This is a genomic window from Marinobacter sp. F3R11, assembly GCF_003318275.1.
Classification (GTDB): domain Bacteria; phylum Pseudomonadota; class Gammaproteobacteria; order Pseudomonadales; family Oleiphilaceae; genus Marinobacter.
Map to the genome: position 1 here is coordinate 22,131 of NZ_QOCH01000015.1, position 25,015 is coordinate 47,145.

Genomic DNA, 25,015 nt, shown 5'->3' on the forward strand with positions numbered 1-25,015 from the left:
AACATGGATACACACATAATGCACAGACTCAGAGGAACGATCGACCTATTCTGAGATGGTGGATTTAAGCAGTATCCCCCATGGCGGAGGAGCCGTGTTGTACCTCCGCCACCAAATGGGACATCCACCAGATTTCAGGCACTTTCGTTGTTCTTGTTCAAGCCAGCTTCCCAGCTGGCTTTTTTGTTTTTTGGCATCCAGAACAAACTACGCCCGGATATTCCCGGGCGTATCGAACACAACCAATCAGCCTGAGTCCCGGGCTTACAGCTTGCGCCCCTTACCGGCGGCAATCCGCAACCGCAGAGCATTCAGCTTGATAAAGCCTTCTGCATCTTTCTGGTCGTAGGCTCCGTGGTCTTCCTCAAACGTTGCGATCGTCTCGTCAAACAGTGAGTCGTCAGACTTACGGCCAACCACATCTACATTGCCTTTATACAGCTTCAGACGAACGGTACCGTTCACATATTCCTGGGTCTTGTCGATCAGTGCCTGCAGAGCTTCACGCTCCGGCGACCACCAATAACCGTTATAAATAACCTCAGCATAACGAGGCATCAGGCTGTCTTTCAGGTGCGCCACTTCCCGGTCCAGAGTGATGGACTCAATAGCACGATGTGCGCGCAGCATAATAGTGCCGCCCGGGGTTTCATAACAGCCACGGGACTTCATACCCACATAACGGTTCTCAACGATATCCAGACGACCAATGCCATTAGCACCGGCAACCTTGTTCAGGCTTTCAAGCACTTCGTGTGCTTTCATCTCCTGCCCGTCAACGGCAACAATATCGCCCTTGCGGTAGGTGAGCTCAACGTAGGTCGGCGCATCTGGTGCAGCCTCCGGAGAAACACTCCAGCGCCACATATCTTCCTCGGCTTCCGACCAGGGATCTTCCAGGTTCATGCCTTCATAGGAAATGTGCAGCAGGTTGGCATCCATGGAGTAAGGGGACTTGCCCTTCTTCATGTCTACCTGAATATTGCGTTCTTCGCAGTATTTCAGAAGTTTTTCACGGGAGTTCAGATCCCACTCGCGCCAAGGTGCAATAACCTTAACACCAGGCTTAAGCGCATAGGCGCCCAGCTCAAAACGAACCTGATCGTTACCCTTGCCCGTCGCGCCATGGGAAATAGCGTCCGCACCGGTCTGATTGGCAATATCAATCAAGCGCTTGGCAATCAGAGGGCGGGCAATAGAGGTGCCGAGCAGATACTCACCTTCATAGATGGTATTCGCGCGGAACATCGGGAACACGTAATCGCGCACAAACTCCTCGCGCAGATCCTCGATATAGATTTCCTTGACCCCCAGCGCCTCAGCTTTCGCCCGCGCCGGCTCAACTTCCTCGCCCTGACCTATATCAGCAGTGAAGGTTACCACTTCACAGTTGTAGGTATCCTGCAACCACCGAACAATAACGGAGGTATCCAGGCCACCAGAATAGGCCAGCACCACCTTTTTAATATCAGACATGCCTGTGCTCCAGACTGAACAGAATGGATGTATTGAAAAGAAGAGGCGTATTGTACGGGAGTGTTGCGGAGTTGGCTATCAGGAGGGTTACTGACCGCCCCTCCCCCAAGCGGGAGAGGGTCAGAAAGTACGGCGAAGACTAATGATCAACCCGCCTGAACCGACAACTCCGTGGCCTCTTCCCGGATCCCGTCCCAGCCACTTTTGATTGAGCGGAGAAGGTCTGCTACTTCATCCAGCTTGGCCAGGTCATTTTTTGCATTGGCTTCGAACAAGGTCCGCTCCATGTAGTCATATAAACCTTCAAGACGGGCCGCCAGATCACCACCCTTCTCGAAATCCAGGAAACTACGCAAACCACCAATAATCTCAATGGCCTTGGAAATCAGCTGGCCTTTACCCGCATAGTCCTTTGCCTGCATACGGGCCTTGGCCATATTGATACGTTCTAACGCACCGTTATACAGGAGCTGGATAAGCTTATGAGGATCAGCATCTGTGATACTGGTCTGTGTATTTACCCTTTGATAGGCCTGTAAACCGTTCATAGTTCGCCTCGTTTGCTACTGGCCAAGCCAGTTCGTTGTCAGGTTTAACCTGGTTATCAATCGCTGTTGCTTGATAGCAGTGCTTCAAACTGCTGAGTAACATAATCTGCGGTGCTGTTGAGCTGAGAAATCAGTGAGTCCGCCGCACTAAACTGGCTTACCAGACGTTCCCGGTAGGCCTCAATCCGTGTTTCCAGCGCTGCCTGGCTTTCTGCAATATCTTCCAGTTGCTGATTCAGGCTGTTGGTGCGGGACTCGAGAGCACCATCCTCTCCCACAAAACTGGTAATCAGGTCTACTGTGCGCTCGGCAATCCCTTCGACAAAGGTAATGGAACCCCGGCTGCCGGTCTCATCCCCCAGAATCCGGACCTGAAGCCCGGAAGCCCCACCCGCACCGCTGTCCAGATAAAGCACCTGGCCATCACCCTCAGCTGTCCTGCCATTGATGGTACCGGCTACGTCCAGTCCGGTGGTTGCTGTTGCAGTATCCAGCCCGAAGGTTGCTGCATTGTCTGCAGAGCTCAGGGTGACTGAGGATTCACTGCCATAGGTTTCGGATGTAAACGTCAGATTTCCGTTTTCATCCAGAGAGGCCTGTACAGAAGTATCCGCCGCATTCAGAGCACTGTTGCTGCTGAGCTGGGACTGGATTTCATCCAGCAGATCCTGGGCCGACGCGTAGGTCTGCTGGGACAGCTGAATATTTACCGACAATTCCCCGTTCACCTGGAGCGTCAGTTCGTCGTTACTGTCATCAATGGCAATGCCACCCGCAAGCGCTGTTCCCGCCTGCAAATTACCCTGGGTGGCAGCCTGGGTAACATTGATATCATAGGTGCCCGGTTCGGTATCCAGGCCGCTGCGCACAAACTCCACCTGGCTGTCAGTAGTTCGCCCCTGTTCAGCGAACAGTGCAGTTACATCGTCCGGGTAAGCCTTGAGCTGGGAGATAAAAGTATCCCGGTCAAAATCCAGCTCGCCGGTTTCATAGTTGGTGGTAATCCCAACATCCGCCAGACTGCGGACACTGGAATCCTCTAACCCCTCCACAACCCGCGTCAGAACCTGACGGAGCTGGTTCTGAATACTGCGGACCGTACTGTCCCCGCTGAGCAGACCTCCTACGCCAGAATCTGCATTGTATCCAGCCAGACCATCGATAGCAGACTGCAAGACATTGAACTGTTCAACAAAGCTCTCAACCCGATCCGCCACCGCATCAAAATCCTGATCCACTTTGATGACAGATGAACCAGTTTCGGTAATATCAAAGCTCAGACCATCTATAACATTTTCAAAACTGTTGCTGGAGCGGGTGACTTCCACACCATTAATGGACATCACTGCATCTGTGGCCGCAATGGTTTCCTGCAAACCGGAATCCACGTCCATATCGGTATTAAAAGCAAAGCGGGACAGGCCCTGGTGGTCCGTATCCGTGCCTTCAGAATCACCGGACACTGAAATACTTACTGAGTTAGCCGTGCCACTTTCATCTGCAGAAAACACCAGTTGATAGCCGTTACCGGTATCAATAACGCCTGCAGATACCCCGGCATCCGCATCATTGATAGCATTAGCCAATCCCTGCAAAGTATCGTTGCTGTCATCGATAACGATATCGACGGTACTACTTCCCACAGACAGTGTAAGCGTACCCTGACCAACGCTGGTGCTGTCCCTGTCGGCGAATATATCCCGGGAAGCCAGCGCCTGGGCGCTGGCAAGGCTGGTCACTTCAACACTATATGTGCCACGACTGGCCGTAGTACTGTCGACCGTCACGCCAATATTTTCATTTGATGAACTGGCAGAGAAAGCCATCAGGTTATCCGGCGAACTCAACTGCCGCATTGGCAGACGCAATTCAGTCACTGCGCTGCGCAAAGTGCCATAGGCCGAAATCAGCGCTTCAGCTTCTTCAGTTTTCTGAGCAAGGCGGGTGTCGGTTGGTGCCCGTTCCGCCTCCACCAGCTGATCGACCAGATCAGAAGTCAGAACACCAGAACCTATACCCAGTGATGAAATGCTTGACATAACCATTGCCTCCCAAGGGGGCGAACCTGTTCATTGTTCAGTTTATCGGCAGAAGGCGGCAAAACTTTGCCTTTTTCTTCGTACGATTTGTAACAACCTGTTAAAACAAAGCTTAACCTGAAACCCAAAGCACCGCCGGCCCCTCTCAGGTGCGGCGGTGCTGAAATACCGTTGCCAACCTCAAATCAAAACGGCAAGCGCTCAGACTTTAATGTTAAACAACGTCAGCGGTTCGTCCTGCTGCAATTTCTCTGCCAACCTTAATGCCACTTCATCAGGCATCTGCCGGACAACTTCCTGAGTTTGCTGATCCACCACACGAACAATGGTCTGCCCCAAATCGTTATCCACTTCAAACTGCAGATCCCTCTGCACGTGTTGAACGTAATCGTTCAACTGGGACACTGCCGAATCCAGCTCCTTCCGCTGGGTTTCATTCTGCTCCTTGAGCATTCCAGCTTTAGAAGCATCCTGGACGCGGGAAGCCACCGTAACCGGTGCCACTGATCCTGAAGATGAAGAAACAGGCTCGGAAGCATTACTGCCTGCGGCCTGAGATGACGACAGTGCCTTGACCGGAGTCTGGGCGCCGGAGCGCACCAACTTCAGGTCCGGGTTACTCAGGTTAACGTCATTCATAGCTCACCTCACTATCCTTAAACGGCCTGAAACCGGAACCCGAAGGTTCCGGTCGTCGCCCTGATCCCTTACTGCAGGAGAGACAGAACTTGCTGCGGACGGGCGTTAGCCTGTGCCAGGACAGAGATGCCAGCCTGCTGCAGCACCTGGGATTTAGCCAGGTTGGCAGTTTCTGAGGCGAAGTCAGCGTCCAGGATACGGCTGTTGGCTGCGCTCAGGTTTTCGGAAGTAGTCGCCAGGTTAGAGATTGTTGACTCAAACCGGTTCTGAACCGCACCCAGATCTGCACGGATACTACTGATTTGCTCGAGTGCCGCATCAGCAATCTCGAGAGCCCTGTTTGCTCCATCAACGGTGCTGATATCAATGGAGGCTACGGATTCCAGATTAGAGCCGACAACAGTATCAGCCGCCACATTAAGAATGCTTCCTGCGGTCTCAGCCACACTGGAGCTTACAGAAAAGCTGCCAGAAGCACTGAATTCGATGCTGCCGGATGCAATTGCGCTATCGTTTGCACCGGTACCACCAGTCGGACCTTCAAGCGTAACAGCCGAAGGGTCACCGCTGCCCTGGAAGCTAATAGTTTCACCCGCATCCCCACTGACGGCAAAGTCCTCAATGCGAATATCTTTTCCGTCAGCCTGAGTCAGAGTAATCTCACCACCACTGACTTCCGCGGTCACACCAGTTGTGCCGGCATTATCATTTATGGCCTTTGCAAGAGCACTCAGATCCCCGGTGGTTACGGCTGCAGAAATTGTGGCGGTATCACTGCCGCTGCCCAGGGTGAATGATACTGTGCCATCATCAGACAGACCTGACAGGGTAGCCTCGGTAGTCGCAGTCGCCGTTATGCCGGTATTACCAGTCTCGGCATTGATGGCTGTAGCAATGGACTCAGCAGTCTGCCCTGCGGTCAGGTTGATAACCTTGGACCCTTCCGGGCCGGACAGGGTGACATCCTGAGCTGCAATGGTATTGGTTGCGGTAGTCAGATCCCCTGCGGCCACTGACACAGACCCGGTTCCCTGACTGACGGTGGTATCACTCTCTCCCGACACAGTATTGTTACCAAGATCCGCGCCCCGGGCACCGGAAACAGTTACATCAATGGTCTGGTTGGCATTGGCGCCCACCTGGAAAGATTGCGCAGTGAAGCTGCCATCCAGAAGATTCAGGCCGTTAAACTGGGTTGTTCCGGCAATCCGGTCCAGTTCCTGCTTGAGCTGGTTGACCTCACCCTGCAGCGCAGAGCGGTCTGAAGAAGAGTTAGTAGAGTTGGCAGACTGAACCGACAGCTCGCGAATCCGCTGCAGAATGTTGGTAGTTTCTTCCAAAGCACCTTCAGCAGTCTGGGCCAGGGAAATGCCATCGTTGGCGTTGCGCTGGGCTACATTCAGGCCAGAGATCTGGGATTGGAAACGGGTAGAGATTGCCAGACCAGCTGCATCGTCTTTGGCCGAGTTGATACGCAAGCCAGAAGACAAGCGCTCCAGCGACTGATCAGACAGTGATTGAGATTTGCTCAGGTTATTCTGGGCAGACAGTGACGCGACGTTGGTATTGATACCGAGAGCCATATTACTTCCCCTTAAACTTATGTCGTTCTTTCATGGAAAAGGTCTGACGCTCTTTTTACGAATGGTAGCGCCGCCCTGTTACTTCACTTAACGGCACCCCAACCGGTTGCTTTAGAAAAAAAACGGCTGATTTTGTAAAGGAATGTAAAATCGGCCAAAAAAGCGGCAAAGCTCTGCCAGAAACCCATCACACTTCCGTACTCCCCCTCGCGCAATCGCATCTTGAAAAAAACAAAAAACCATTGTTATTCATTTGGTTACTATGAATTTTGAGAAACTGGCACAGCCTTCGCTTAGTCCCTGCAAAACGGCAATTTAATGAATACATGCCGATGCCCCGCTGCCAGATTCACCGGCAACAACGCACCGGCCCCTCTTTGCAGGAGAATGGATATGCCCCAGATCATCAACACCAACCTTGCGTCACTGAACGCCCAAAGGAACCTGAATTCGTCGCAGAGTGATGCCAATGTGGCCCTGCAAAGACTGTCTTCAGGTCTGCGTATCAACTCGGCCAAAGACGATGCGGCCGGGCTGGCAATATCCGAAAGGTTCACATCCCAGATCGAAGGTCTGAATCAGGCAGTACGTAATGCCAATGACGGCATTTCCCTGGCCCAGACCGCTGAAGGCGCCCTTGGAGAATCCGGAAATATCCTCCAGCGTATCCGGGAACTGGCCGTTCAGTCTGCCAACGCCACCAACTCGGCATCGGACCGGCAGGCACTGCAGTCCGAAGTAAACCAGTTAAAGGAAGAGCTTGAGCGCATTGCCACAACAACCGAATTCAACGGGCTCAATCTTCTGGACGGCAGCTTCCAGGCCCAGCAGTTCCAGGCTGGTGCCAATGAGAATCAAACTATTGCGGTTTCCATTGGCGGTGCCCGTACAGCGGATCTGGCCAATAACACCCTGACCGCAAGCAACGCCACCCTTAACCAGGGCACCGGATCCACTACAGCTGCCAATGCAACTCTCCCGACAGCCAACACCATTGGAGCCCAGAACCTGACCATTTCCAGCTCTCTGGACAGCCAGGTTGTTCCTATCGGCGCAGGTGACACAGCTGAAGATATAGCAGCTTCCATTAATAACATTGCAGCCACCACCGGGGTGAACGCCAGCGCAAGAACTGAAGTGACGCTCAGCAACACTGCGACCACTCCACTGACAGTGCCGCAAACCATTTCCCTGACTGTTTCCAACGGCAGCAGCTCAGCAACAGTATCGGCCCAGATTACCGACAGCAGCGACCTTTCTGCTCTCGCCCGGGAGATTAATTCTGCCACCGGCAAAACCGGCATAACCGCTGAAGTTGAAAACGATGGCAGCATTACACTGGTCCAGGCTCAGGGTAAAGACATCGCTCTTAGCGATTTTACCGCCAGCGGCTCGGAGCAGCTAGCCGTTCAGGGCAGTGGCGACCCAAGCGCGATCGAGCTGACCAATGGCGCAGCTAATGCTACGCGTATAGGCGGGGAGATCACCCTGGATTCTGCTGTCAGCTTTGCTGCATCTTCGGATGCAACTGCAGCTACGGGAAGCGTACTCAATAACGCGGCGGCCAATACTGCATCTGGCTCGACCACAGAAGCCGTAGCCGATGTTGATATCAGCACTGTAGAAGGAGCCACCAACGCTCTGGCCGTTATTGACGCAGCGCTGGAAACCATAAGTGGTATCCGGGCCGACCTGGGTGCCGCCCAGAACCGACTGGAATCCACCATTGCCAACCTGAGCACCACCTCAGAAAACCTGTCGGCAGCCCGCTCCCGGATTCAGGATGCAGACTTTGCCACAGAATCCGCCGAACTGGCTCGCACCCAGGTGCTCCAGCAAGCCGGCCTCTCAGTTCTGGCGCAGGCAAATGCCCGGCCGCAACAGGTTCTCCAACTGCTGCAGAGCTAATGGTTTTCAATTAAACGGTTGAGGTATCCCATGCAAGCCAAACATCACGTCCAGCAATCCCACAGCCAGCAGGCACAAGCGGCCCAGCTGCTTCTGCAGGCAAACCAGGCGTACGGCGAGTCCAACAGCAACGGGCTCAGCCACATCCAGCGCCTGCAGGCCCGACAGGAGTGTCGTGGGTATCTGGAAGAGGTAACAGCGCTGGAGCCAGGTAATGCCGCTGCTCTGGGTTTGCTGGGACGCGTTGAAATGGACGACGGCAAGCTTGAAAAAGCCCAAGCTCTCTTTACAGCCAGCCTGGAAGCCCAACCGGGGCAATCCCAGCAGTATGCAAACCTGGGTTACTGGGCACTGAAAACCGAACGACCAGCATTGGCGGAGCAACACTTTCTTCAGGCTCTGGAATGCGACCGGCAATCCGCAGCCGCTTTCTGCGGCGTGGCCCATTCCAAACGGTTACAGGGGCAGTTTGATGTTGCGTACCTGCACTATAGGAAACTGCTTGAGGCTGGCGCCGAATGGGATTCTGTATACAGCGGTATGCTGGCCTGTGCTCAACACCTTGCAGTAAACAAAGCCGACAAGGATCTGGCGCTGGATGCGATTGCACTGTTACGGCGTGATGGTTTGCCTCATCAGGAAATCGGGCGTTTTGTGGGTGCTATCATCCGCCAGCAATACGATCTGGACAATCCAAAGGCGGAGATCTTTCTGGACGCAGCCAGCGGTGATGAGTTGCTGATTCTGGCGCTGCAGAAAACCCTGATGCCAGACCCGGCTGTGGAAGAGCTTGTAGGAATGCTGCGCCGCGCCATTCTTGCGGAAGTCGCCCAAACTGTGGATCTCCGGGAAAACCTACAACAACTCACGCTCGCCATAGCACAGTATGCGGACCGTACCGGTTATGCGCTGGCTGCAGAAGATGATGAAGAGCGACTTGCAGCGGCCGTGAATGACAGCCTGAAAGCGCAGCTTGTAATGGCTGAGCCTCAGGAATCCCTGATTGGTTCATTGATGATAAGTGCCATGTACGGCGCACTGTTTCATCAGGAATTTGCTGTACACCTGGGGCAGTGGAATCTGGTGGACTGGCCACTGGCGCTCCAGCCAGTTCTTGCTGCCAGCTACTACAACCGTGCCGAAGAAGAAGGCATCAAGCAGTGCTTTGATGAAAAAGCAGAAGAGCTGTGCCTGGATAAAACCGATGTGCCACAAGCATGGCCTGCCTGGTCAGAACTGGCGTATCGCGCGGAAAGTAGTCTGAAATCACTGATGGCAACAGAGCTGGGCTTAACTACAGACAAGCTACCAGATACCTTGCGGATAATGGTGTGCGGCGCCCAGTCAGGCCAAAGAGCAATGGAACTGGCACGCTACCTGGCAGATGTGGAAGTCATTGCAGTGGATGAATCACTGGCCAACATTGCCAAAGCCACTCGCATGGCCTCCGAATCCGAAATCAACAATATTGTGTTCTGGCCCTGGTCTATCGCCAGGCAATTTGTGGCGGATGGCCACCAGGTGCACTGGGTTGAAGTAGGTCGCCTGCCTTCCCCGGCGATGACAGAGCTTTCACTGGCAGCCCTGATAAACAACGCAGCCGGATCTGGTGCCATTGTGCACTTGCACACCGCCATTACAGAACAGACAGCCGGCGACCGGCAAATGCGAAAACTGATAGCAGAACATGGCTTACAGCCAACCCGCTCTGCCCTGCGCCAACTTCGCAGGATGGTTCTTACCAATCGTCAGGATACAACCTGGCAAGAGCTTGCTCGGGAAGATGACTTTTACAGCCTGGGCGGTTGCCGCGACAGGTGGTTCCGGCCACAGGATGCAGCACAACTGAAAGACCTGATGGCGATGGTGAGCAACGAAGTGGAGTGGAAGCTGATAAAGGCCCGTGACGAAGACGGCCACAGCCTTGCTACCCGACCGGTGCAAACGCAAATCCAGGCTGAAGCACTGGGAAGCGAAGTTCAAAGCCTGATGGGGCAGAATCTGAGTGTTTATTTTCAGCGGCGGAGGTAATTGCAGTCATCCGACGTGCGTGTCCTCCCCCCTTGCGGGAGAGGACACGGTATCCAGACCGCTCAGATATACGGAATCAAGGATTCCCCATACAAATGTAAATCCTCCAATATCTGCTGTTTCCGGGGCGTAAGCTCTGGATCAGCGGCAAGTCTTTGCAATTCAAGACCAAACGCTTCAAGCGAAAGCCAGCCTTTTTTGGGTGCCATCAACCGCTGAGAACGAAACGTCTCCCAGCGCTCTGCTTCCTCGCTGGTTAGCGTATCCGGGTAATTACGGGCGCGATAACGGAACAGTAATTCCTGTAATCGCTCATCCTTGAAGTTAAAGGTCTCATCCACCAACGCTTCCGGCGCCGTTTGCAGCACCCGGTTCAGCTCACTGCGATCTGCAGGGGAAATAAAGCCGCCAGCGTAGAGCTGCTCATCGGGGTCCGTCAGGTCTCCTTCATGGGGCTGATCAAATGCCTCTGCAATTCTCTCAGGCAAACCCGGAGCATTTCTCAAAAGGGCGAGATTTGCCCGAAGTGTTTCACCATTCAGCTCCAGTTCTTTCAACCGTTCAGCAGAAAGTGTGGAGAGCATGTTGGCGGGGGCCAGCACCGGACACTTGTTCAGTTGCACGCCTTTCAGTGGAAACCGCTTTGTCTCCCCTAACTGGGCCTGAGATGTAAATACCCGCTGACGAATCTGCTCAGGCGTAGCATTTATCAGTTCGCTTGGGTCCTCCCGCAGATCATAAACAATCACCAGATTTTTGTTTGTGGGGTGATCTGCAAGCGGCGCCACCATAGCGCAGCAACCGCGGGTCGCCGGATATTTGGCAGAAATGTGGAATACGGGCTTCATGGCTGCAGTATCGAGCATGGCGCGTGCAGAGTGCTTATCTTTGTTGTTCAGAACAAAATCAAACAGCTTTGGCTGCTTCTCACGGATCAGCCTCGCTACCGCCAGGGTGGCTTCCACATCAGACATGGCATCGTGTGCGGCTTCATGAGTGATGCCGTTGGCAGTAGTCAGCGCTTCAAGTTTAAAGCTTGGACTGCCGTCTTCCTTGCGCGGCCAGTTGATACCCTCAGGCCGCAGCGCATAGGCCAGCCGAACCATATCGATGATATCCCAGCGGGAGTTCCCGTTCTGCCATTCCCGGGCGTAGGGGTCACGCAGGTTACGGTAGAGGGTATGACGGGTGACTTCATCGTCAAAACGCAGGCTGTTATAGCCCACTACACAAGTACCCGGCTGACTGAAGGCCTCATTAATCTGAGCAATAAATTCTGTTTCCGGATACCCATCTTCCAGAGCTTTCTGGGGTGTGATGCCGGTGATCAGGCAGGCTTCCGGTGATGGCAGGTAGTCATCCGCTGGTTTGCAATAAATAACCAGTGGCTCTTCAATAATGTTGAGGTCGGCATCGGTTCGCACACCTGCAAACTGGGATGGCCGGTCGTGGACCGGGTCGACACCAAAAGTTTCGTAGTCATGCCAATAAAACGAGCGGATCAAAGCCGGACTCCAACAAGGGGGAAAAATGAAACCAATTTACCCGATTCTAGCCCAGCGCTTTCGCTCAAGTACATGGATGCATCGGAGAAAAGGAAGGCAACAGGGGCGATAGAGTGAGTTTAGTCACAAACATGAGCAACAAAACGTTACAATATAATGGCATTAGAGTATCTTATTAAGGTGTCGCAAAAATGTACACATCAGCGCGTCCGGTTATAATTAGCGGAACGTTATTTCATCCTTCCCGGCCAATGTTATGACCACCCGCATACTCATCTGCGACGATTCCGCGCTTGCCAGAAAGCAGATGGCCCGAGCCCTCCCCTCCGGCCTGGCGGATAAGATCCTGTTTGCCAATAACGGCGTAGAAGCTCTTGAAAAACTGAGGGCCCGCGAGGCAGACCTGATGTTTCTGGATCTCAACATGCCAGAAATGGATGGCTATGCGGTTCTGGAGCGCGTTCTGGCCGAAGACCTGCCCATCATGACTATCGTGGTGTCGGGGGACATACAACCCGAAGCCAGAGAACGGGTTCGCAAGCTCGGTGCCATAGACTTTATCAAGAAACCCACAGATCTTGGTGTTGTCCTCAGTCTGCTGGTCGAGTACGGTTTTTACCGCGCTGGAGATATTGAAACGGCAGCACTGAATGATGGCGAACTCAACTCCGGGATCGATTCCCAGGCACAAAACATCTCGGTTTCGCTGAGCGATTATCTACAGGAAATCTCAAACGTTGCCATGGGACGCTCGTCAGACCTGCTTGCCCGACTGTTGCGGGTATTTGTGAAGCAACCTGTACCGAAAATCGCCTTTATTGCCAACTCCGAGCTCCACATGGCCATCTCCGCCGCCCGTGACAGTGATACTTATTCTGCCGTTTGCCAGGGCTTCACAGGTGCAGGCATTGCCGGTGAAGCCCTGCTGCTGTTTGCAGATGCCAGCTTTCAGGAAATGGCAGAACTGCTTCATTATGAGACTCCGGATGGCGAATCCGTAAATGTAGAAGTTCTGATGGACATGTCCAGCATCCTGTTCGGAGCGTTTCTGAAAGGTATCGGGGATCAGCTGGACCTCAAACTCGGCCTGGGCCACCCCAGCGTACTAGGACAGCACCGCCAGATCACCGAACTGCTGGAGCATCAGAATTCCCGGGAAGAGCAGCTTCTTTGCATTGAAATCAGCTATGCGCTGGAGGACAAAGACATACATTGCGACATGTTAGTGCTGCTCACGGAAGACTCCGGCCCCTTCCTTGAACAACGCCTCCAATATCTTATGGACTGAACAATGCCTATTAACGAAACCGAAGCCCAACCCTACCACTGGTTGGTGGACATGCTGGAATCCGTTGAGGTCGGCCTTGTAGTTCTGGATCTGGAATTCCGGGTACAGGTATGGAATGGCTTTATGGAAAACCACAGCGGCATTACCGCCAGCAAAATCCACAACCGGGTTCTGTTTGAGTTATTTCCTGACATCCCCAAAGCGTGGCTTACCCGCAAAGTGGACGCAGTTGCCCTGCTAAACACCCGGGCTTTCACTTCCTGGGAGCAAAGGCCTTACCTGTTCAGGTTTCGTAATACCCGCCCCATCACAGGAACAGAAGATTATATGTACCAGAACCTTACCATCAGCCCGCTCTCAGGCAGTAGCGGCCAGGTGGAGAAGGTATGTCTCATGGTGTATGACGTAACCGATATCGCTTCAGGTAAACGTGCATTAGAACGGGCGAATGAGCAACTTGCCCGTCTCAGCATGACCGACCGGCTAACCGGGCTGCTAAACAGAGGAACCTGGGAGAACCTGGTAGGTGCGGAATTCGAGCGATATCGTCGCTACGGTCAGACAACAAGCCTTGTGATGTTCGATATCGACTTTTTCAAAAAGGTGAATGATAACTACGGCCACCTGACAGGTGACGAAGTCATCAAACATACCGCCGCAACTGCAAAAAGCAATTTGCGACAATCAGACAGTATCGGCCGGTATGGCGGCGAAGAGTTTGGAGTTATATTACCGGAAACCGATGCAGAAGGGTCTCGCATAATATGTGAGCGCATACGAGAAAGCATTGAAAATAGTGTGGTCCAGACCCCCATTGCACCCATTCGCTATACAGTGAGCATAGGCATTGCACAATTGGACGGCACAGCTAAGAGTTATACGAAGTGGATGCAGCAGGCAGACGAAGCCTTGTATTCTGCAAAGAATGCCGGAAGAAACTGCGTAGTCGTTTACAAGTAATCATTTTGGTTCAGGCAAAAAAAGGGCCAGATGAGACTTTCACCTGGCCCTTTATAATACTCTGCTGATCAGTCTTGCTGCCAGCTTTGAACTGTTTCCTTACCGTGCTTTTCACGCCACTCATTAAGAACCTTATGGTTACCGCCGCGGGTTTTAACCACTTCACCGGTATGAGGGTTCTTATAGGTTTTCATCGGACGCTTGGCGCGGGTGCCAGTGCTGCCTTCCGCTTTGGCTCCGGCGATAGAGGGGTCGATAGCTGCCAGAATCTGAAGCACATGCTTCGGAGACTTGTCATACTCTTTCATTAACTCGCGAATGCTGTTCTCGAATGCCAGTTCGCGCTTCAAGGCCTGATCTTGTTCCAGTTGATTAATCTCGGCCGCAAGCTTTTCCATAAGCTGCTTTTTCTGATAATAATCATTAATCTTTGCCATGGACGTTAAACCTTCTGTTTTCTGTGGACTCTAAAATTCAAGCTCTGAAATGTGAACCAAGCCAAAATATAGCGCTATTTGGTTCTAAGAACCTTTCATATCAGGGAAATAATAAGTCATCAGATTATATATGGCAAAGACTATTCATTTAACAGACATTAATTATGTCAAACGGACGAACCCATTATACTTTTTACTAACCGGGTATCAGCACGTTCTCATAATTAATCTCACAAAGTTGCTGTTTAAACATCAGCTTTGCAGAAGCATCACCGTGCACAATACGAATCTCGGCCGGCCGCTTTGGAATACCCTCAATAAAACGGATTAAATCCGACTGCCCGGCGTGGGCGGAGTACCCCCCCACCTGATGTACCCTGGCATGTATATCACACCGTTCGCCGTCCAATTCTACCCAACCACCCCTCGGGCCATAGGAAAGAATATCCCGCCCAGGTGTACCTGCAGCCTGATAACCTACAAACAAAACATCATTTCTGACATCACCAAGCATTGCCTTGAGGTAGTTAACCACTCGCCCCCCGGCACACATACCAGAACCCGCCAGCACCACACACGGCCGGTTTGAACGGGCCAGATACTCCACCGCATTCAGGTGATCCGCATGGGAATCAATCACTGTTAACTGCTCAAATGAAAGCGGATGCCGGCCCTGCCGAACGAGGTCTGCGGCTTCGGTATTCCAGAATGGTTTCAGCTTGCGATAGATACTTGTAAATTCCGCCGCCAAGGGAGAATCCACAACAATTTCCAGATCATCCCAAACCAGGTCACCCAATGCCTGGCCGCCAGCTACACGGTCGTTCCGGAACTCGTGTATCAGGCCTTCAATTTCATAGAGCAATTCCTGAGTGCGCCCGATACTGAAAGCCGGAATCAACACTGTTCCACCATCCGCAAGCGCACGTTCCAGAATAGCTTTCAAGCGGTAACGACGTGTTTGCCGGTCTTCATGATCCTTGTCGCCATATGTGCTTTCAATTACAAGGCGATCGGCCCGTTCCGGAGACACGGGCTCCTGCAACAAAGGAGCATGGGGCGCGCCCAGGTCGCCACTGAATACCACACGTTCGCTGTCGTCCCCGGAAACCGCATCACACTCAACGTAAGCAGAACCCAGAATATGCCCAGCACGCTGAAGGCGAACGGAGAGCGAGCGGCCAGGCTCAGAAAAAACCTCATGCCACTGCCCATAGGGCACAGGTACAAGCCGGGAACGAATCAACCCAAGTACCCGTTCAATGAGTACCCTGTCCCGGGTAAAACCGATTTTTAAAGCATCTTCCAGAATTTCCGGCAACATAATCGCGGAAGGTTCCGAACAGATAATCGGGCCTTCAAATCCCGCCGCCAAAAGATAAGGTATACGACCAACATGGTCGATATGCACATGGGTTACGACGAGGGCGCGGATATGTTCAATGGGGAAATCAACAGACAGATCCACAGCACTGGCGCCGTCACCCTTTTCCTGGCCCTGAAACAGGCCACAATCGATCAGGATACCGGCAGGTGAAGGATCTGAGCTGAGAGTTGAGGCCCCGGTAACCGTCAGTTCATGACAGGAGCCAGTAACGCCGGAGGTGGCGCCGTGGTGAGTTATATCTATCATCCACAACAGTCCTTGTTGTCCATGGCAGTCAAACAGGCAAGCGATGAATTTTCCCGGTGGCTTCGTGATCACCACCTGCATCATGGCCGCCATTGCACCATACCAAGTCTGACACATTACCATTAGGCGCAAATCCGGTTGGCGCGCTTTTCAGAATTTCAACAATCTGGCTGCAATCAAATTCCTGACTGGCCCGCAAAAGCTTGTTCAACACCACTTCCAAATCATCCCAGGGCATCGAAACCTCTCTGGCCATCATAATGCGGGGATGAGAAGTGCCTTGAGGATCATCGCCAATCAATAGCTCCTCAAACAGTTTTTCGCCTGGACGCAACCCCGTGAAGATCACTTCAATATCACCGTCGGGCTGCTCCGGGGTCTTTTCAACCAACCCCATCAGATGAATCATCTTGCGAGCCAGATCCGCAATCTTGACCGGCTCACCCATATCCAACACAAACACTTCACCGCCACGCCCCATGCTTCCAGCCTGTAACACAAGCTGGCTGGCCTCAGGGATGGTCATGAAATAGCGAATAATGTCCTGGTGAGTAACCGTAACCGGACCGCCATCGCGAATCTGATCACGGAACAAAGGCACAACCGAACCGGAAGAACCCAATACATTTCCAAAACGAACCATGGAAAAAGTGGTTTTGCTTTGACGCTGGGCAAGACCCTGCAGCACCAGTTCAGCCATACGCTTGCTGGCGCCCATCACATTAGTGGGACGTACAGCTTTATCGGTGGAGATCAGAACAAACCGCTCAACCCCGGCCGTAATAGCTGCCTCAGCTGCGTGCAGCGTACCAAACGTATTGTTCTGCACGCCTTCAATCACATTATGTTCAACCAGAGGCACATGCTTGTAGGCTGCGGCATGGTAAACGGTTTGAATGCCAAAACTACGCATAACCATCTCACATCGGCGACGGTGAACCACGCTACCAAGCAGCGGATGAATCTCCACATCAAGCCCTTCAATTCGATTGATCGCCTGGAGTTCACGCTCAATGGCGTACAAAGAAAACTCGGACTGCTCGAACAAAACCAGAGAACGGGGCCGGTGGCGAATAATCTGCCTGCAAAGTTCGGAGCCAATGGACCCACCCGCACCTGTTACCATCACTGCTTTTTCATACAAACTGACAGCAACCTGAGCGTTATCCGGACGCACCGGATCCCGCCCCAACAGATCTTCAATTTCCAGATCACGAATATCGTTAATCCGAGCCTGGCCGGCCACCAGCTCTGACATGGAAGGAACCGTCTGAACTGGTAATTTTAGCGTCTCCAGCCGTTTGAGAAGTTGCCGGCGATCTATGTGCTTATCAGAGTCCAGTGCAAGCAGCAGTCGTTTTACACGATGAACGCGAACAGCATCTTCAAGATGATCCAAGGCAAGAACCGGCACTCCGGCAATGAGGGCTTTGTGATTGGCAGGTAACAAACCAATGAACACCACGGGATGGTACTCGGTACCCTGCTGCAGCGCTTTTGCTAACTGGGCACCGGTTTCACCAGCACCCACAATGGCCACCCACTCTTTACCGCGATTAGAGGAGTGATGCACCAGCATGCGTACACTCATGCGACTGCCACTTACGAAAATAAACGCCACGGCAGCGTATATTATCGGAACTGAGCGAGGGATCGGAACCTGGAGACTGTAACCAAGAAGGATCAAAATCAGGGCGGAAATACCAACGCCCATAATGATGGTCAGAAACGCACGATCGCTCATGTAGCGCACAATTGCGCGGTAAAGACCAAGGCGAACGAATACGCCCAGGGTGAAAACAACGGTAAGTCCGGAGACCAGGAGCTGGCCTTGGTTGGGTAACCAGAGACTTTGTTCAAGACGTAGTGCAAAGGCGGCCCAAAGAGCAAAGGAAAGTGCTATTGCATCTACCGAAACGGAAACGATACGTTTATATAGACGCGGTAATTTCAGAAACGATCTAAACATCGGCAGGTACCGCTTGTTGCATGATGTTAGCCAGAACAGCACATGTTTTTCCAACCTCTTCTTCTGTCAACGTTGGATGAACTAAAAACATCAGACTTGTCTCTCCCAACTCATGGGCGACAGACAAAGGCGTTTCCGGTCGCCAGCCTGTTCCATCAAAGGCTTTCTCGAGATACACCTCTGAGCAAGATCCCGAGAAACAGGGAACACCAGCCTCAACTATCGCATTCTGAATGCGATCACGGCTCCAGCCCTCTGCCAGTTTTTCTGGCTCAACAAATACATAGCACTTATAAGCGGCATGTACGATATCAGCGGGTACAATCGGCACTCGTAGACCCGGCAAGTTACGGGCGCAGCCCCAGATAGCATTGGCATTTTTTTGTCGCGCAGCGTTCCACTCTGGCATCCGGGAAAGCTGAATACGCCCTATCACACCTTGCATTTCCGTCATGCGCCAGTTGGTACCAAAGCTCTCGTGTAGCCACCGGAACCCGGGCGGATGCTGGCGTTCATAGACTGCACTCCAGCTTTTTCCATGATCTTTATACGACCACATCCGAGACCATAAATCTCTATCGTTGCAGGTGACCATGCCCCCTTCGCCGCCAGTGGTCATGATCTTGTCCTGACAAAAAGACCAAGCGCCCACGTGGCCGATAGAACCCACAGAACGGCCTTTATAACGGGCTCCATGAGCCTGGGCGCAATCTTCAACCACAAACAGATCATGCTCGGCAGCCAAATCCATAATCGGATCCATGTCGCAGGGCCAACCGGCAAGATGCACACAAATTACTGCGCGAGTACGATCAGTAAGCACTGCACGCACAGATTCCGCCGTAATGTTCTGGGAATCCGGATCAACCTCCGCGAACACCGGTACAGCCCCGGCCAATACAATGCTGGAAACTGAAGCAAGAAACGTGCGAGGCGTAACCACCACCTCATCACCAGAGCCGATACCAAGCCCCTTCAGAGCCAAGTCCAGTGCCAGCGTGCCATTGGCAACAGCAATTGCGTATTCAGAATCCGAAAATTCAGCAAATTCCCGTTCAAATTCACGGCACTCCTGGCCGGTCCAGTAATTGACTTTGTTGGAAAGCAGAATCTTGGAAACAGCGTTGGCCTCTTCTTCGGTGAAGGAGGGCCATGGGGAGAAAGGTCCGTTTAGCATGATTACTCTGTTTTGTTTCGGGTTTGAATAGAACGGGTCTTTTGGTTTCGGGGTTAAACCACCTTCGCAGGGTTGCCAACTACGGTCACTCCAGAGATCACATCCTTAGTCACCACAGCCCCCATCCCAACTACTGAAGCCTCGCCAACCGCAATCAACTGTCTTACCGAAGCACAAGCACCAACCCAAGCTAGTGAGCCAAGCGTCACTCTACCGGCCAACACAGCATTAGGACTAATGTGAGCAAAATTACCTACCACACAATCATGCTCCACGACAGCGCCGGTATTTATAATCACACCGGCGCCTAAGGTTGCGCAGGCATTAACGACTGCATTTGCAAAGACCAAACTACCGTCATCTATAGATGCGTAAGCACTTACCACTGCTGACGGGTGAACAATCGTGGCCATTTTACCGCCAGCTGCCACAAGCTCCGATTGTTTCACTGAACGTATATGATTATTCCCGATGGCAACGATCACACCATCAAAATCCGTTACCCTCTCAATCAACACTTCGGTATTGCCTTCAATCACCCAAGGTCCATTGGTTTTGAGGTTCGGCCAGGCATCATCGAAAAAGACAATACCCCCCCACCCAGTCTGCTCAGCGGCATCAGCCACTACTTTCCCGTGACCGCTGGCTCCAAGAATGGCCAGACGCATCAATCGCTACTCCCGGTAAACTTAGACATCGTCACCTCACCCTCACCATTAATCCCATCACGGACCAGCACTTTCTTCACAGTCAAAAACAGAATCTTCAAATCCAGCCAGAACGAACGATTATCAACGTACCAGACATCCAGCTTGAACTTCTCTTCCCAAGAGATGGCATTGCGCCCGTTCACCTGGGCCCAACCGGTCACGCCGGGGCGAACGTCGTGGCGGCGATATTGCTCTTTTGAATACAGAGGCAAGTACTCCATCAATAAGGGGCGGGGGCCTACCAGGCTCATATCTCCTTTTAGAACATTCCAGAGTCCGGGCAGTTCGTCCAGGCTACTGGAGCGCAAAAACTGGCCGAACGGGGTCATCCGCTCTGCGTCTGGTAGTGGTTTACCTCGGGTATCAAATGCGTCCAGCATAGTGCGGAACTTGACCATTTCAAACGGCTTACCGTTTTTACCAGGGCGGATTTGACGGAACAATACCGGGGAACCAAGTCTGCGATGAATTAACAGAGCGATAACAACGATCACTGGAAGCAAAACTACAAACGCGGCGGCCGATACCAGAACATCAAAAATACGTTTGATCACTGAATCCCCATCCCACTCAACATGATTTCATTCACTTTGTGAACGTCATACTTTTCTTCTGCAATCAGCCTAGATCGCTCTCCCATCCTCGCGGCGAGCCGCGGCTCTTCTATAAACTGAACCATCGCGCTGGCGAGCTCGTCCACTGACTGTACAGGCACCAGAAAGCCGTTATCACCATCTACCACCGTTTCCCGGCATCCGGGTGCGTCGGTGGTAATGATCGGCCGCCCCATGGCCATGGCCTCCAGCACCGTGCGGGGGGTCCCCTCTCGATACGACGGCAGCACATACACATTGCTGCCAGCAATAGCCGGACGCACGTCGGCCAGTTTGCCCAGAAACTCCAGGATGCCGGAGCTTACCCACTCATCCAGCTCGTGCTGGCCAACGGCATCGGGATTATCGTCAATCCAGCCCACCAGCTTAAAACTCACTTGAGGATGAGCCTGCCTCACCTTTTGGGCTGCCTTCGCGTACTCACGAATACCCTTGTCGCCTAACAGGCGGGCAATCAGAAGGAACGACATATTCTCGGGCAACGGAACCACCGAATAATCAGCCACGTCAACACCGGAGCCATTAACCACGTAGGAGGGATTATCCACTGACAACAAATTAAGCTGCCGGAACAGCGCCTCGTCATCCGGGTTTTGGAAGAACACTTTATGGCATTTAGAGAGCCCGAACCGGTACAAACGCTGAATTAGATTTCGCAGCAGGCCTCGCTTACCCGAGGCCTCACCAGTAAAGGCATAGCCAAGGCCCGTGACAAGTGAAAACCGGTTGGGAACACCCGCCGCCCACGCCGCAATAGAGCCATAAATCACTGGTTTTATGGTATAGCCAAGCACATAATCCGGCCGAATTCGGCGCATCAATCGCCACAGCTCAGCCATTGTGCCCAAATCCGCAACCGGGTCGGTACCCGTGCGTTTGAGCCCTATTTCGTGCAGGGTAATTCCCAACGCAACCAACTCGCTCCGGATATCTTGTGCCCCAGATAAATCCGGAGCCGCGACATGAACCTCGAGACCTTTTGCCAACAAGGCACGCAGCAAATGCCCGCGAAACGTGATGAGCGAATCAGGAAAGCTGGCGATTAGTAGGAACGTCATCAGAGTCGCAAGTCCGCCTCACCCAGTGGCAACACCCCTTTGAGGTCATAAAGCACCCCCCCTTCTTTCAGGTAGTCTCTCAATTGCCCCGAAGTCATTACTGAATACTCACTGTGTGGAACGGCAACAATAACACCATCATAAACGCCCTTCTCTGGCTGGTTCGTAAGGCTGATACCATATTCATGTTGTGCATCAGTGCTATCCGCCCAACAATCGGTAACATCTACCTGGCAACCAAACTCCTGTAACTCTCTAACCACATCGATCACGCGTGTGTTACGTAAATCCGGGCAGTTCTCCTTAAAAGCAAAACCCATTACCAGCACTCGACCGTTAGCAATCGTGTGACCAGCTTTAATCATGGCTTTTACCAGTTCAGACGCAACATAGGAACCCATACCGTCGTTAACCCGGCGGCCTGCAAGAATGATCTCCGGGTGGTAACCAATGGCCTGGGCTTTGTGTGTCAGGTAATACGGATCCACACCAATGCAGTGGCCGCCCACCAGGCCTGGCTTGAACGGCAAAAAGTTCCACTTGGTGCCGGCCGCTGCCAGGACTTCGTGGGTATCAATTCCTAACCGGGCAAAAATCATCGCCAATTCGTTTATCAAAGCGATGTTAAGATCCCGCTGGGTGTTCTCGATCACCTTAGCCGCCTCCGCCACTTTGATGGAACTGGCTTTGTGCGTGCCTGCGGTAATGATATCCGCATATAGGGCATCCACTTCCTCGGCAATGGAAGGGGTAGAGCCAGAGGTGACCTTCATGATTGTAGTCACCCGATGCTCCTTATCCCCCGGATTGATACGCTCCGGGCTGTAACCCGCGTAGAAATCCGTATTGAACCTGAGGCCAGACGACCTCTCCAGCACCGGCACACACACCTCTTCAGTGGCACCGGGATAAACTGTGGACTCATAAATCACGATATCGCCAACCTTCAGCACCTTGCCCACACTCTCGCTGGCCTTTACCAGCGGCGTGAGGTCCGGGGTTTTAAAGTCATCTATCGGCGTAGGCACGGTCACAATGAACACGCTGCAGTCAGCAACGTCATCCAGGGAATCGGTGAACGACAAATGCGGAGCCGCCGCCAGCTCTTCTGGAGAAACCTCGCGGGTGAAGTCCTCACCATTTTTAAGCTCGGCAATTCGCTTGGTGTTGACGTCAAAACCAACAACCAACCGCTTCTCGCCAAAAGCAACAGCCAAGGGAAGACCTACATAGCCGAGACCTATGATTGCGATTTTCTTCATGAAACAGATCCGTTGATAGATTGAACAAGTGGTAGCTGGACTGAGTAAACTTAGCTTTTGCGGTCAAGATACCATGGCATCGCCTTGGCAATACCCTCCGCAATCCGATATTCCGGCGCATACCCCAGCTTGCTGGCTGCCTTGCTGATATCCGCCTGCGAGTGCCGCACATCTCCCGGCCGGAAATCGCGGTACACCTGCGCTTTGTCATACACCACGCCATTCTCGGCCAGCGCGCTCTTCAGCGCGGCGAACAAATCATTCAACGTGGTCCGATCGCCCACCGCAACGTTGTAAACCTCATTCTTGGCAGAATCCTCTGCCGTGGCAGCCAGCAGGTTGGCCTGTACAGCATTCTCGATGAAGCAGAAATCCCGGCTGGTTTCGCCATCGCCGTTGATGAATACATCCCCACCACTGACCATGGCCGCAGTCCACTTGGGGATCACTGCTGCGTAGGCACCGTTCGGGTCTTGCCGCTTCCCAAACACATTGAAGTAACGTAGGCCAATAGTTTTGAAACCGTAGGTTGTAGCGAACACATCCGCATACAATTCGTTCACATACTTGGTAACGGCGTAAGGGGACAGCGGCTTGCCGATATTCTTCTCAACCTTTGGCAGCGCCGGGTGATCGCCGTAGGTGGAGCTACTGGCAGCATATGTGAAGCTTTTCACACTGGCGTCACGAGCAGCTACCAACATGTTCAGAAAGCCCGTGATATTAGCTGCATTCGTGGTGATGGGATCGTTGATAGATCGTGGCACTGAGCCCAAAGCGGCTTGGTGCAGTACATAGTCCACACCCTCGCAGGCTTTTGCACAATCATCTTGGTTGCGAATGTCGCCTTCAATGAAGGTAAAGCGCGACCATTGTTCCGGGGTGACAACGCTTTGGACTTCGTCCAGGTTGCGCTGATAGCCTGTTGCGAAGTTATCCAGGCCAATTACTTTTTGATTTAGCTTTAAAAGATGCTCCAGGAGATTAGAGCCTATGAAACCGGCAACGCCGGTTATTAGCCATGTTCTGGGGTTTGCTGACAAGTATTCCATTCGTGAGATAAACACCCTTAAGCAGTTCATAAAAGGCTGCGATAAACTTCAAGATATCGATCAGCCATAGCGTCCAACGTAAATTTTTCAGCTTGACGACGGGAAGCCAGAGCCAAATGTTCTGGGCCGTGTGTGTTCAAATTTTCGATACTGAGCTTTATCGCCTGCGCCCAGGCTTCCGGATCTTCAATATCGCGAACCAAGGTAACCGCCGGATTCTGCGAACCTAGTACTTCACGCAAGCCATCTACATTGGAGGCCACAACAGGTAAGCCTGTTGACATACCCTCAACGGCTACCAAGCCGAAGCCTTCCCAGAGGGAGGGGATGAGCTGGATATCTGCCTTGGCCAAATAGTCTTCAATCTGGTCTGACCAACCGACCAAATGCACCAAGTCATGTAAATGTTCCTGATGAATAAGCTTCTCTAGCTGAGCTCTTTCTGGACCTTCTCCAATAATTTCGTATGACTCAATTTGATCTCGCAAAAAAGACACTGCCTTGATGGCAGTTGCAAGGTTTTTTTTTGCAGTTAATGAGCCGATCGAAACCAATTTTGCTTTGCGACCATTCACCGGCTGACGTTGGCACGGCTGATAGATACGAGAGCCATTTGGAATCATAATTAAGCGCTCAGAAATTTTAGGACCGACCCATTTTTTCAACGAGCCATAAACGCCATCACTTATACAAATAACTTTAGAGTATCGCCGATAAACAAAACGCTCAATGAACCAAAAAAGAGGTATATGGCGCCGCTTATTGGTTGTATTATGCTCTGTGTAAACAAGCCTTATATCTCTTAGTCCAATAGTGGCAAGCACCACATAGAAAAAAGGCCAGGTCAGGTGGGCGTGGATTATTAAATTTCTACATGAAGAATTTTGCAATAATTTGATTTTTTTTCTAAGTTTAAATATGTTCGATATCTTCCTTGGATTTTCGCTGAGAACCTCCTTAGGATCAGCTACTTCAGAGATATCGCCCGATAGATAAATAGATGCGCACTCTATATTCTTATCGAGATAAGCTTTTTGGAGTTCCCGTACTAGTAGTTCGGCACCACCTCCTTTTGGTGACGAAATCACATTTAAAAACACAAAACAAACCCGACAGCTATTACATT

The 25,015-nt window shown here is 52.3% G+C and carries 20 protein-coding genes; 4 read left to right on the top strand and 16 right to left on the bottom strand.

Annotated elements, in window-relative coordinates; genetic code table 11:
- Nucleotides 1–264: 264 nt before the first annotated feature.
- The 5 genes from DS878_RS08530 to DS878_RS08550 all read right to left on the bottom strand — a co-directional run bounded on the left by DS878_RS08530 (nt 265) and on the right by DS878_RS08550 (nt 6,285).
- Nucleotides 265–1,476, bottom strand: coding sequence for an argininosuccinate synthase (locus DS878_RS08530; RefSeq protein ID WP_113815560.1), 1,212 nt, complete (start codon nt 1,474–1,476; stop codon nt 265–267).
- A gap of 146 nt (nt 1,477–1,622) precedes the next feature.
- Entirely contained in the window at nt 1,623–2,024 is a 402-nt protein-coding gene (fliS, locus tag DS878_RS08535; protein ID WP_113815561.1) for a flagellar export chaperone FliS, read from the bottom strand.
- 56 nt (nt 2,025–2,080) lie between these two features.
- The gene (gene fliD / locus DS878_RS08540; RefSeq protein WP_113815562.1) at nt 2,081–4,063 is read right to left on the bottom strand and encodes a flagellar filament capping protein FliD; all 1,983 of its coding nucleotides are present in this window, start codon (nt 4,061–4,063) and stop codon (nt 2,081–2,083) included.
- Between the two features lie 201 nt (nt 4,064–4,264).
- Nucleotides 4,265–4,702: a flagellar protein FlaG gene (locus DS878_RS08545; protein ID WP_113815563.1), complete on the bottom strand. Its 438-nt coding sequence runs from the start codon at nt 4,700–4,702 to the stop codon at nt 4,265–4,267.
- Nucleotides 4,703–4,770: 68 nt separating this feature from the next.
- Nucleotides 4,771–6,285, bottom strand: a complete 1,515-nt coding sequence (locus tag DS878_RS08550; RefSeq protein WP_113815564.1) for a flagellin — start codon at nt 6,283–6,285, stop codon at nt 4,771–4,773.
- Between the two features lie 393 nt (nt 6,286–6,678).
- Between DS878_RS08550 and DS878_RS08555 the strand changes: the two genes are divergently transcribed.
- Both DS878_RS08555 and DS878_RS08560 read left to right on the top strand, forming a co-directional pair.
- Nucleotides 6,679–8,193: a flagellin gene (locus DS878_RS08555; RefSeq protein WP_113815565.1), complete on the top strand. Its 1,515-nt coding sequence runs from the start codon at nt 6,679–6,681 to the stop codon at nt 8,191–8,193.
- A gap of 30 nt (nt 8,194–8,223) precedes the next feature.
- Nucleotides 8,224–10,224, top strand: coding sequence for a tetratricopeptide repeat protein (locus DS878_RS08560; RefSeq protein WP_113815566.1), 2,001 nt, complete (start codon nt 8,224–8,226; stop codon nt 10,222–10,224).
- Nucleotides 10,225–10,286: 62 nt separating this feature from the next.
- Here DS878_RS08560 and sbcB read toward each other — a convergent pair whose 3' ends face one another.
- Complete coding sequence (gene sbcB, locus DS878_RS08565; protein ID WP_113815567.1) at nt 10,287–11,729, bottom strand: exodeoxyribonuclease I; 1,443 nt, start codon at nt 11,727–11,729, stop codon at nt 10,287–10,289.
- Between the two features lie 256 nt (nt 11,730–11,985).
- On the opposite strand from sbcB, the gene DS878_RS08570 reads away from it, so the two are divergent.
- Entirely contained in the window at nt 11,986–13,017 is a 1,032-nt protein-coding gene (locus tag DS878_RS08570; protein ID WP_113815568.1) for a response regulator, read from the top strand.
- A gap of 3 nt (nt 13,018–13,020) precedes the next feature.
- Nucleotides 13,021–13,977 carry a sensor domain-containing diguanylate cyclase gene (locus DS878_RS08575; protein WP_113815569.1) on the top strand — a complete coding sequence of 319 codons (957 nt, stop codon included), beginning with the start codon at nt 13,021–13,023 and terminating at the stop codon, nt 13,975–13,977.
- Between the two features lie 68 nt (nt 13,978–14,045).
- Here the strand turns inward: DS878_RS08575 and DS878_RS08580 are convergent, their stop codons facing one another.
- From DS878_RS08580 to DS878_RS08625, 10 genes are all read right to left on the bottom strand, one after another.
- Nucleotides 14,046–14,414, bottom strand: coding sequence for a histone-like nucleoid-structuring protein, MvaT/MvaU family (locus DS878_RS08580; RefSeq protein WP_113815570.1), 369 nt, complete (start codon nt 14,412–14,414; stop codon nt 14,046–14,048).
- A gap of 196 nt (nt 14,415–14,610) precedes the next feature.
- On the bottom strand, nt 14,611–16,047 hold the full coding sequence (locus DS878_RS08585; RefSeq protein WP_113815571.1) for an MBL fold metallo-hydrolase RNA specificity domain-containing protein: 1,437 nt from the start codon (nt 16,045–16,047) through the stop codon (nt 14,611–14,613).
- A gap of 28 nt (nt 16,048–16,075) precedes the next feature.
- Entirely contained in the window at nt 16,076–18,016 is a 1,941-nt protein-coding gene (locus tag DS878_RS08590; protein WP_113815572.1) for a polysaccharide biosynthesis protein, read from the bottom strand.
- Nucleotides 18,009–19,193 carry a DegT/DnrJ/EryC1/StrS family aminotransferase gene (locus tag DS878_RS08595; protein WP_113815573.1) on the bottom strand — a complete coding sequence of 395 codons (1,185 nt, stop codon included), beginning with the start codon at nt 19,191–19,193 and terminating at the stop codon, nt 18,009–18,011. The genes DS878_RS08590 and DS878_RS08595 overlap by 8 nt, the downstream gene beginning before the upstream one ends.
- A 53-nt stretch (nt 19,194–19,246) precedes the next feature.
- Nucleotides 19,247–19,861: an acetyltransferase gene (locus DS878_RS08600; protein WP_187298802.1), complete on the bottom strand. Its 615-nt coding sequence runs from the start codon at nt 19,859–19,861 to the stop codon at nt 19,247–19,249.
- Nucleotides 19,861–20,457: a sugar transferase gene (locus tag DS878_RS08605; RefSeq protein ID WP_113815575.1), complete on the bottom strand. Its 597-nt coding sequence runs from the start codon at nt 20,455–20,457 to the stop codon at nt 19,861–19,863. The genes DS878_RS08600 and DS878_RS08605 overlap by 1 nt, the downstream gene beginning before the upstream one ends.
- A complete protein-coding gene (locus DS878_RS08610; protein WP_113815576.1) occupies nt 20,454–21,575 on the bottom strand; it encodes a glycosyltransferase family 4 protein in 1,122 nt (373 codons plus the stop codon). The genes DS878_RS08605 and DS878_RS08610 overlap by 4 nt, the downstream gene beginning before the upstream one ends.
- Nucleotides 21,575–22,837: a Vi polysaccharide biosynthesis UDP-N-acetylglucosamine C-6 dehydrogenase TviB gene (tviB, locus tag DS878_RS08615; protein ID WP_113815577.1), complete on the bottom strand. Its 1,263-nt coding sequence runs from the start codon at nt 22,835–22,837 to the stop codon at nt 21,575–21,577. Before tviB ends, DS878_RS08610 begins: the two co-directional genes overlap by 1 nt.
- Before the next feature lie 50 nt (nt 22,838–22,887).
- Nucleotides 22,888–23,889, bottom strand: a complete 1,002-nt coding sequence (locus DS878_RS08620; protein ID WP_113815578.1) for an NAD-dependent epimerase/dehydratase family protein — start codon at nt 23,887–23,889, stop codon at nt 22,888–22,890.
- A gap of 26 nt (nt 23,890–23,915) precedes the next feature.
- Complete coding sequence (locus DS878_RS08625; RefSeq protein ID WP_187298768.1) at nt 23,916–24,989, bottom strand: glycosyltransferase family 4 protein; 1,074 nt, start codon at nt 24,987–24,989, stop codon at nt 23,916–23,918.
- Nucleotides 24,990–25,015 lie beyond the last annotated feature (26 nt).

Bases quoted from the DNA above. Each gene is read 5' to 3' on its own strand.
- DS878_RS08530 (WP_113815560.1), bottom strand. From the start codon at position 1,476: ATGTCTGATATTAAAAAGGTGGTGCTGGCCTATTCTGGTGGCCTGGAT.
- fliS (WP_113815561.1), bottom strand. From the start codon at position 2,024: ATGAACGGTTTACAGGCCTATCAAAGGGTAAATACACAGACCAGTATC.
- fliD (WP_113815562.1), bottom strand. From the start codon at position 4,063: ATGTCAAGCATTTCATCACTGGGTATAGGTTCTGGTGTTCTGACTTCT.
- DS878_RS08545 (WP_113815563.1), bottom strand. From the start codon at position 4,702: ATGAATGACGTTAACCTGAGTAACCCGGACCTGAAGTTGGTGCGCTCC.
- DS878_RS08550 (WP_113815564.1), bottom strand. From the start codon at position 6,285: ATGGCTCTCGGTATCAATACCAACGTCGCGTCACTGTCTGCCCAGAAT.
- DS878_RS08555 (WP_113815565.1), top strand. From the start codon at position 6,679: ATGCCCCAGATCATCAACACCAACCTTGCGTCACTGAACGCCCAAAGG.
- DS878_RS08560 (WP_113815566.1), top strand. From the start codon at position 8,224: ATGCAAGCCAAACATCACGTCCAGCAATCCCACAGCCAGCAGGCACAA.
- DS878_RS08570 (WP_113815568.1), top strand. From the start codon at position 11,986: ATGACCACCCGCATACTCATCTGCGACGATTCCGCGCTTGCCAGAAAG.
- DS878_RS08575 (WP_113815569.1), top strand. From the start codon at position 13,021: ATGCCTATTAACGAAACCGAAGCCCAACCCTACCACTGGTTGGTGGAC.
- DS878_RS08580 (WP_113815570.1), bottom strand. From the start codon at position 14,414: ATGGCAAAGATTAATGATTATTATCAGAAAAAGCAGCTTATGGAAAAG.
- DS878_RS08585 (WP_113815571.1), bottom strand. From the start codon at position 16,047: ATGATAGATATAACTCACCACGGCGCCACCTCCGGCGTTACTGGCTCC.
- DS878_RS08590 (WP_113815572.1), bottom strand. From the start codon at position 18,016: ATGTTTAGATCGTTTCTGAAATTACCGCGTCTATATAAACGTATCGTT.
- DS878_RS08595 (WP_113815573.1), bottom strand. From the start codon at position 19,193: ATGCTAAACGGACCTTTCTCCCCATGGCCCTCCTTCACCGAAGAAGAG.
- DS878_RS08600 (WP_187298802.1), bottom strand. From the start codon at position 19,861: ATGCGTCTGGCCATTCTTGGAGCCAGCGGTCACGGGAAAGTAGTGGCT.
- DS878_RS08610 (WP_113815576.1), bottom strand. From the start codon at position 21,575: ATGACGTTCCTACTAATCGCCAGCTTTCCTGATTCGCTCATCACGTTT.
- tviB (WP_113815577.1), bottom strand. From the start codon at position 22,837: ATGAAGAAAATCGCAATCATAGGTCTCGGCTATGTAGGTCTTCCCTTG.
- DS878_RS08620 (WP_113815578.1), bottom strand. From the start codon at position 23,889: ATGGAATACTTGTCAGCAAACCCCAGAACATGGCTAATAACCGGCGTT.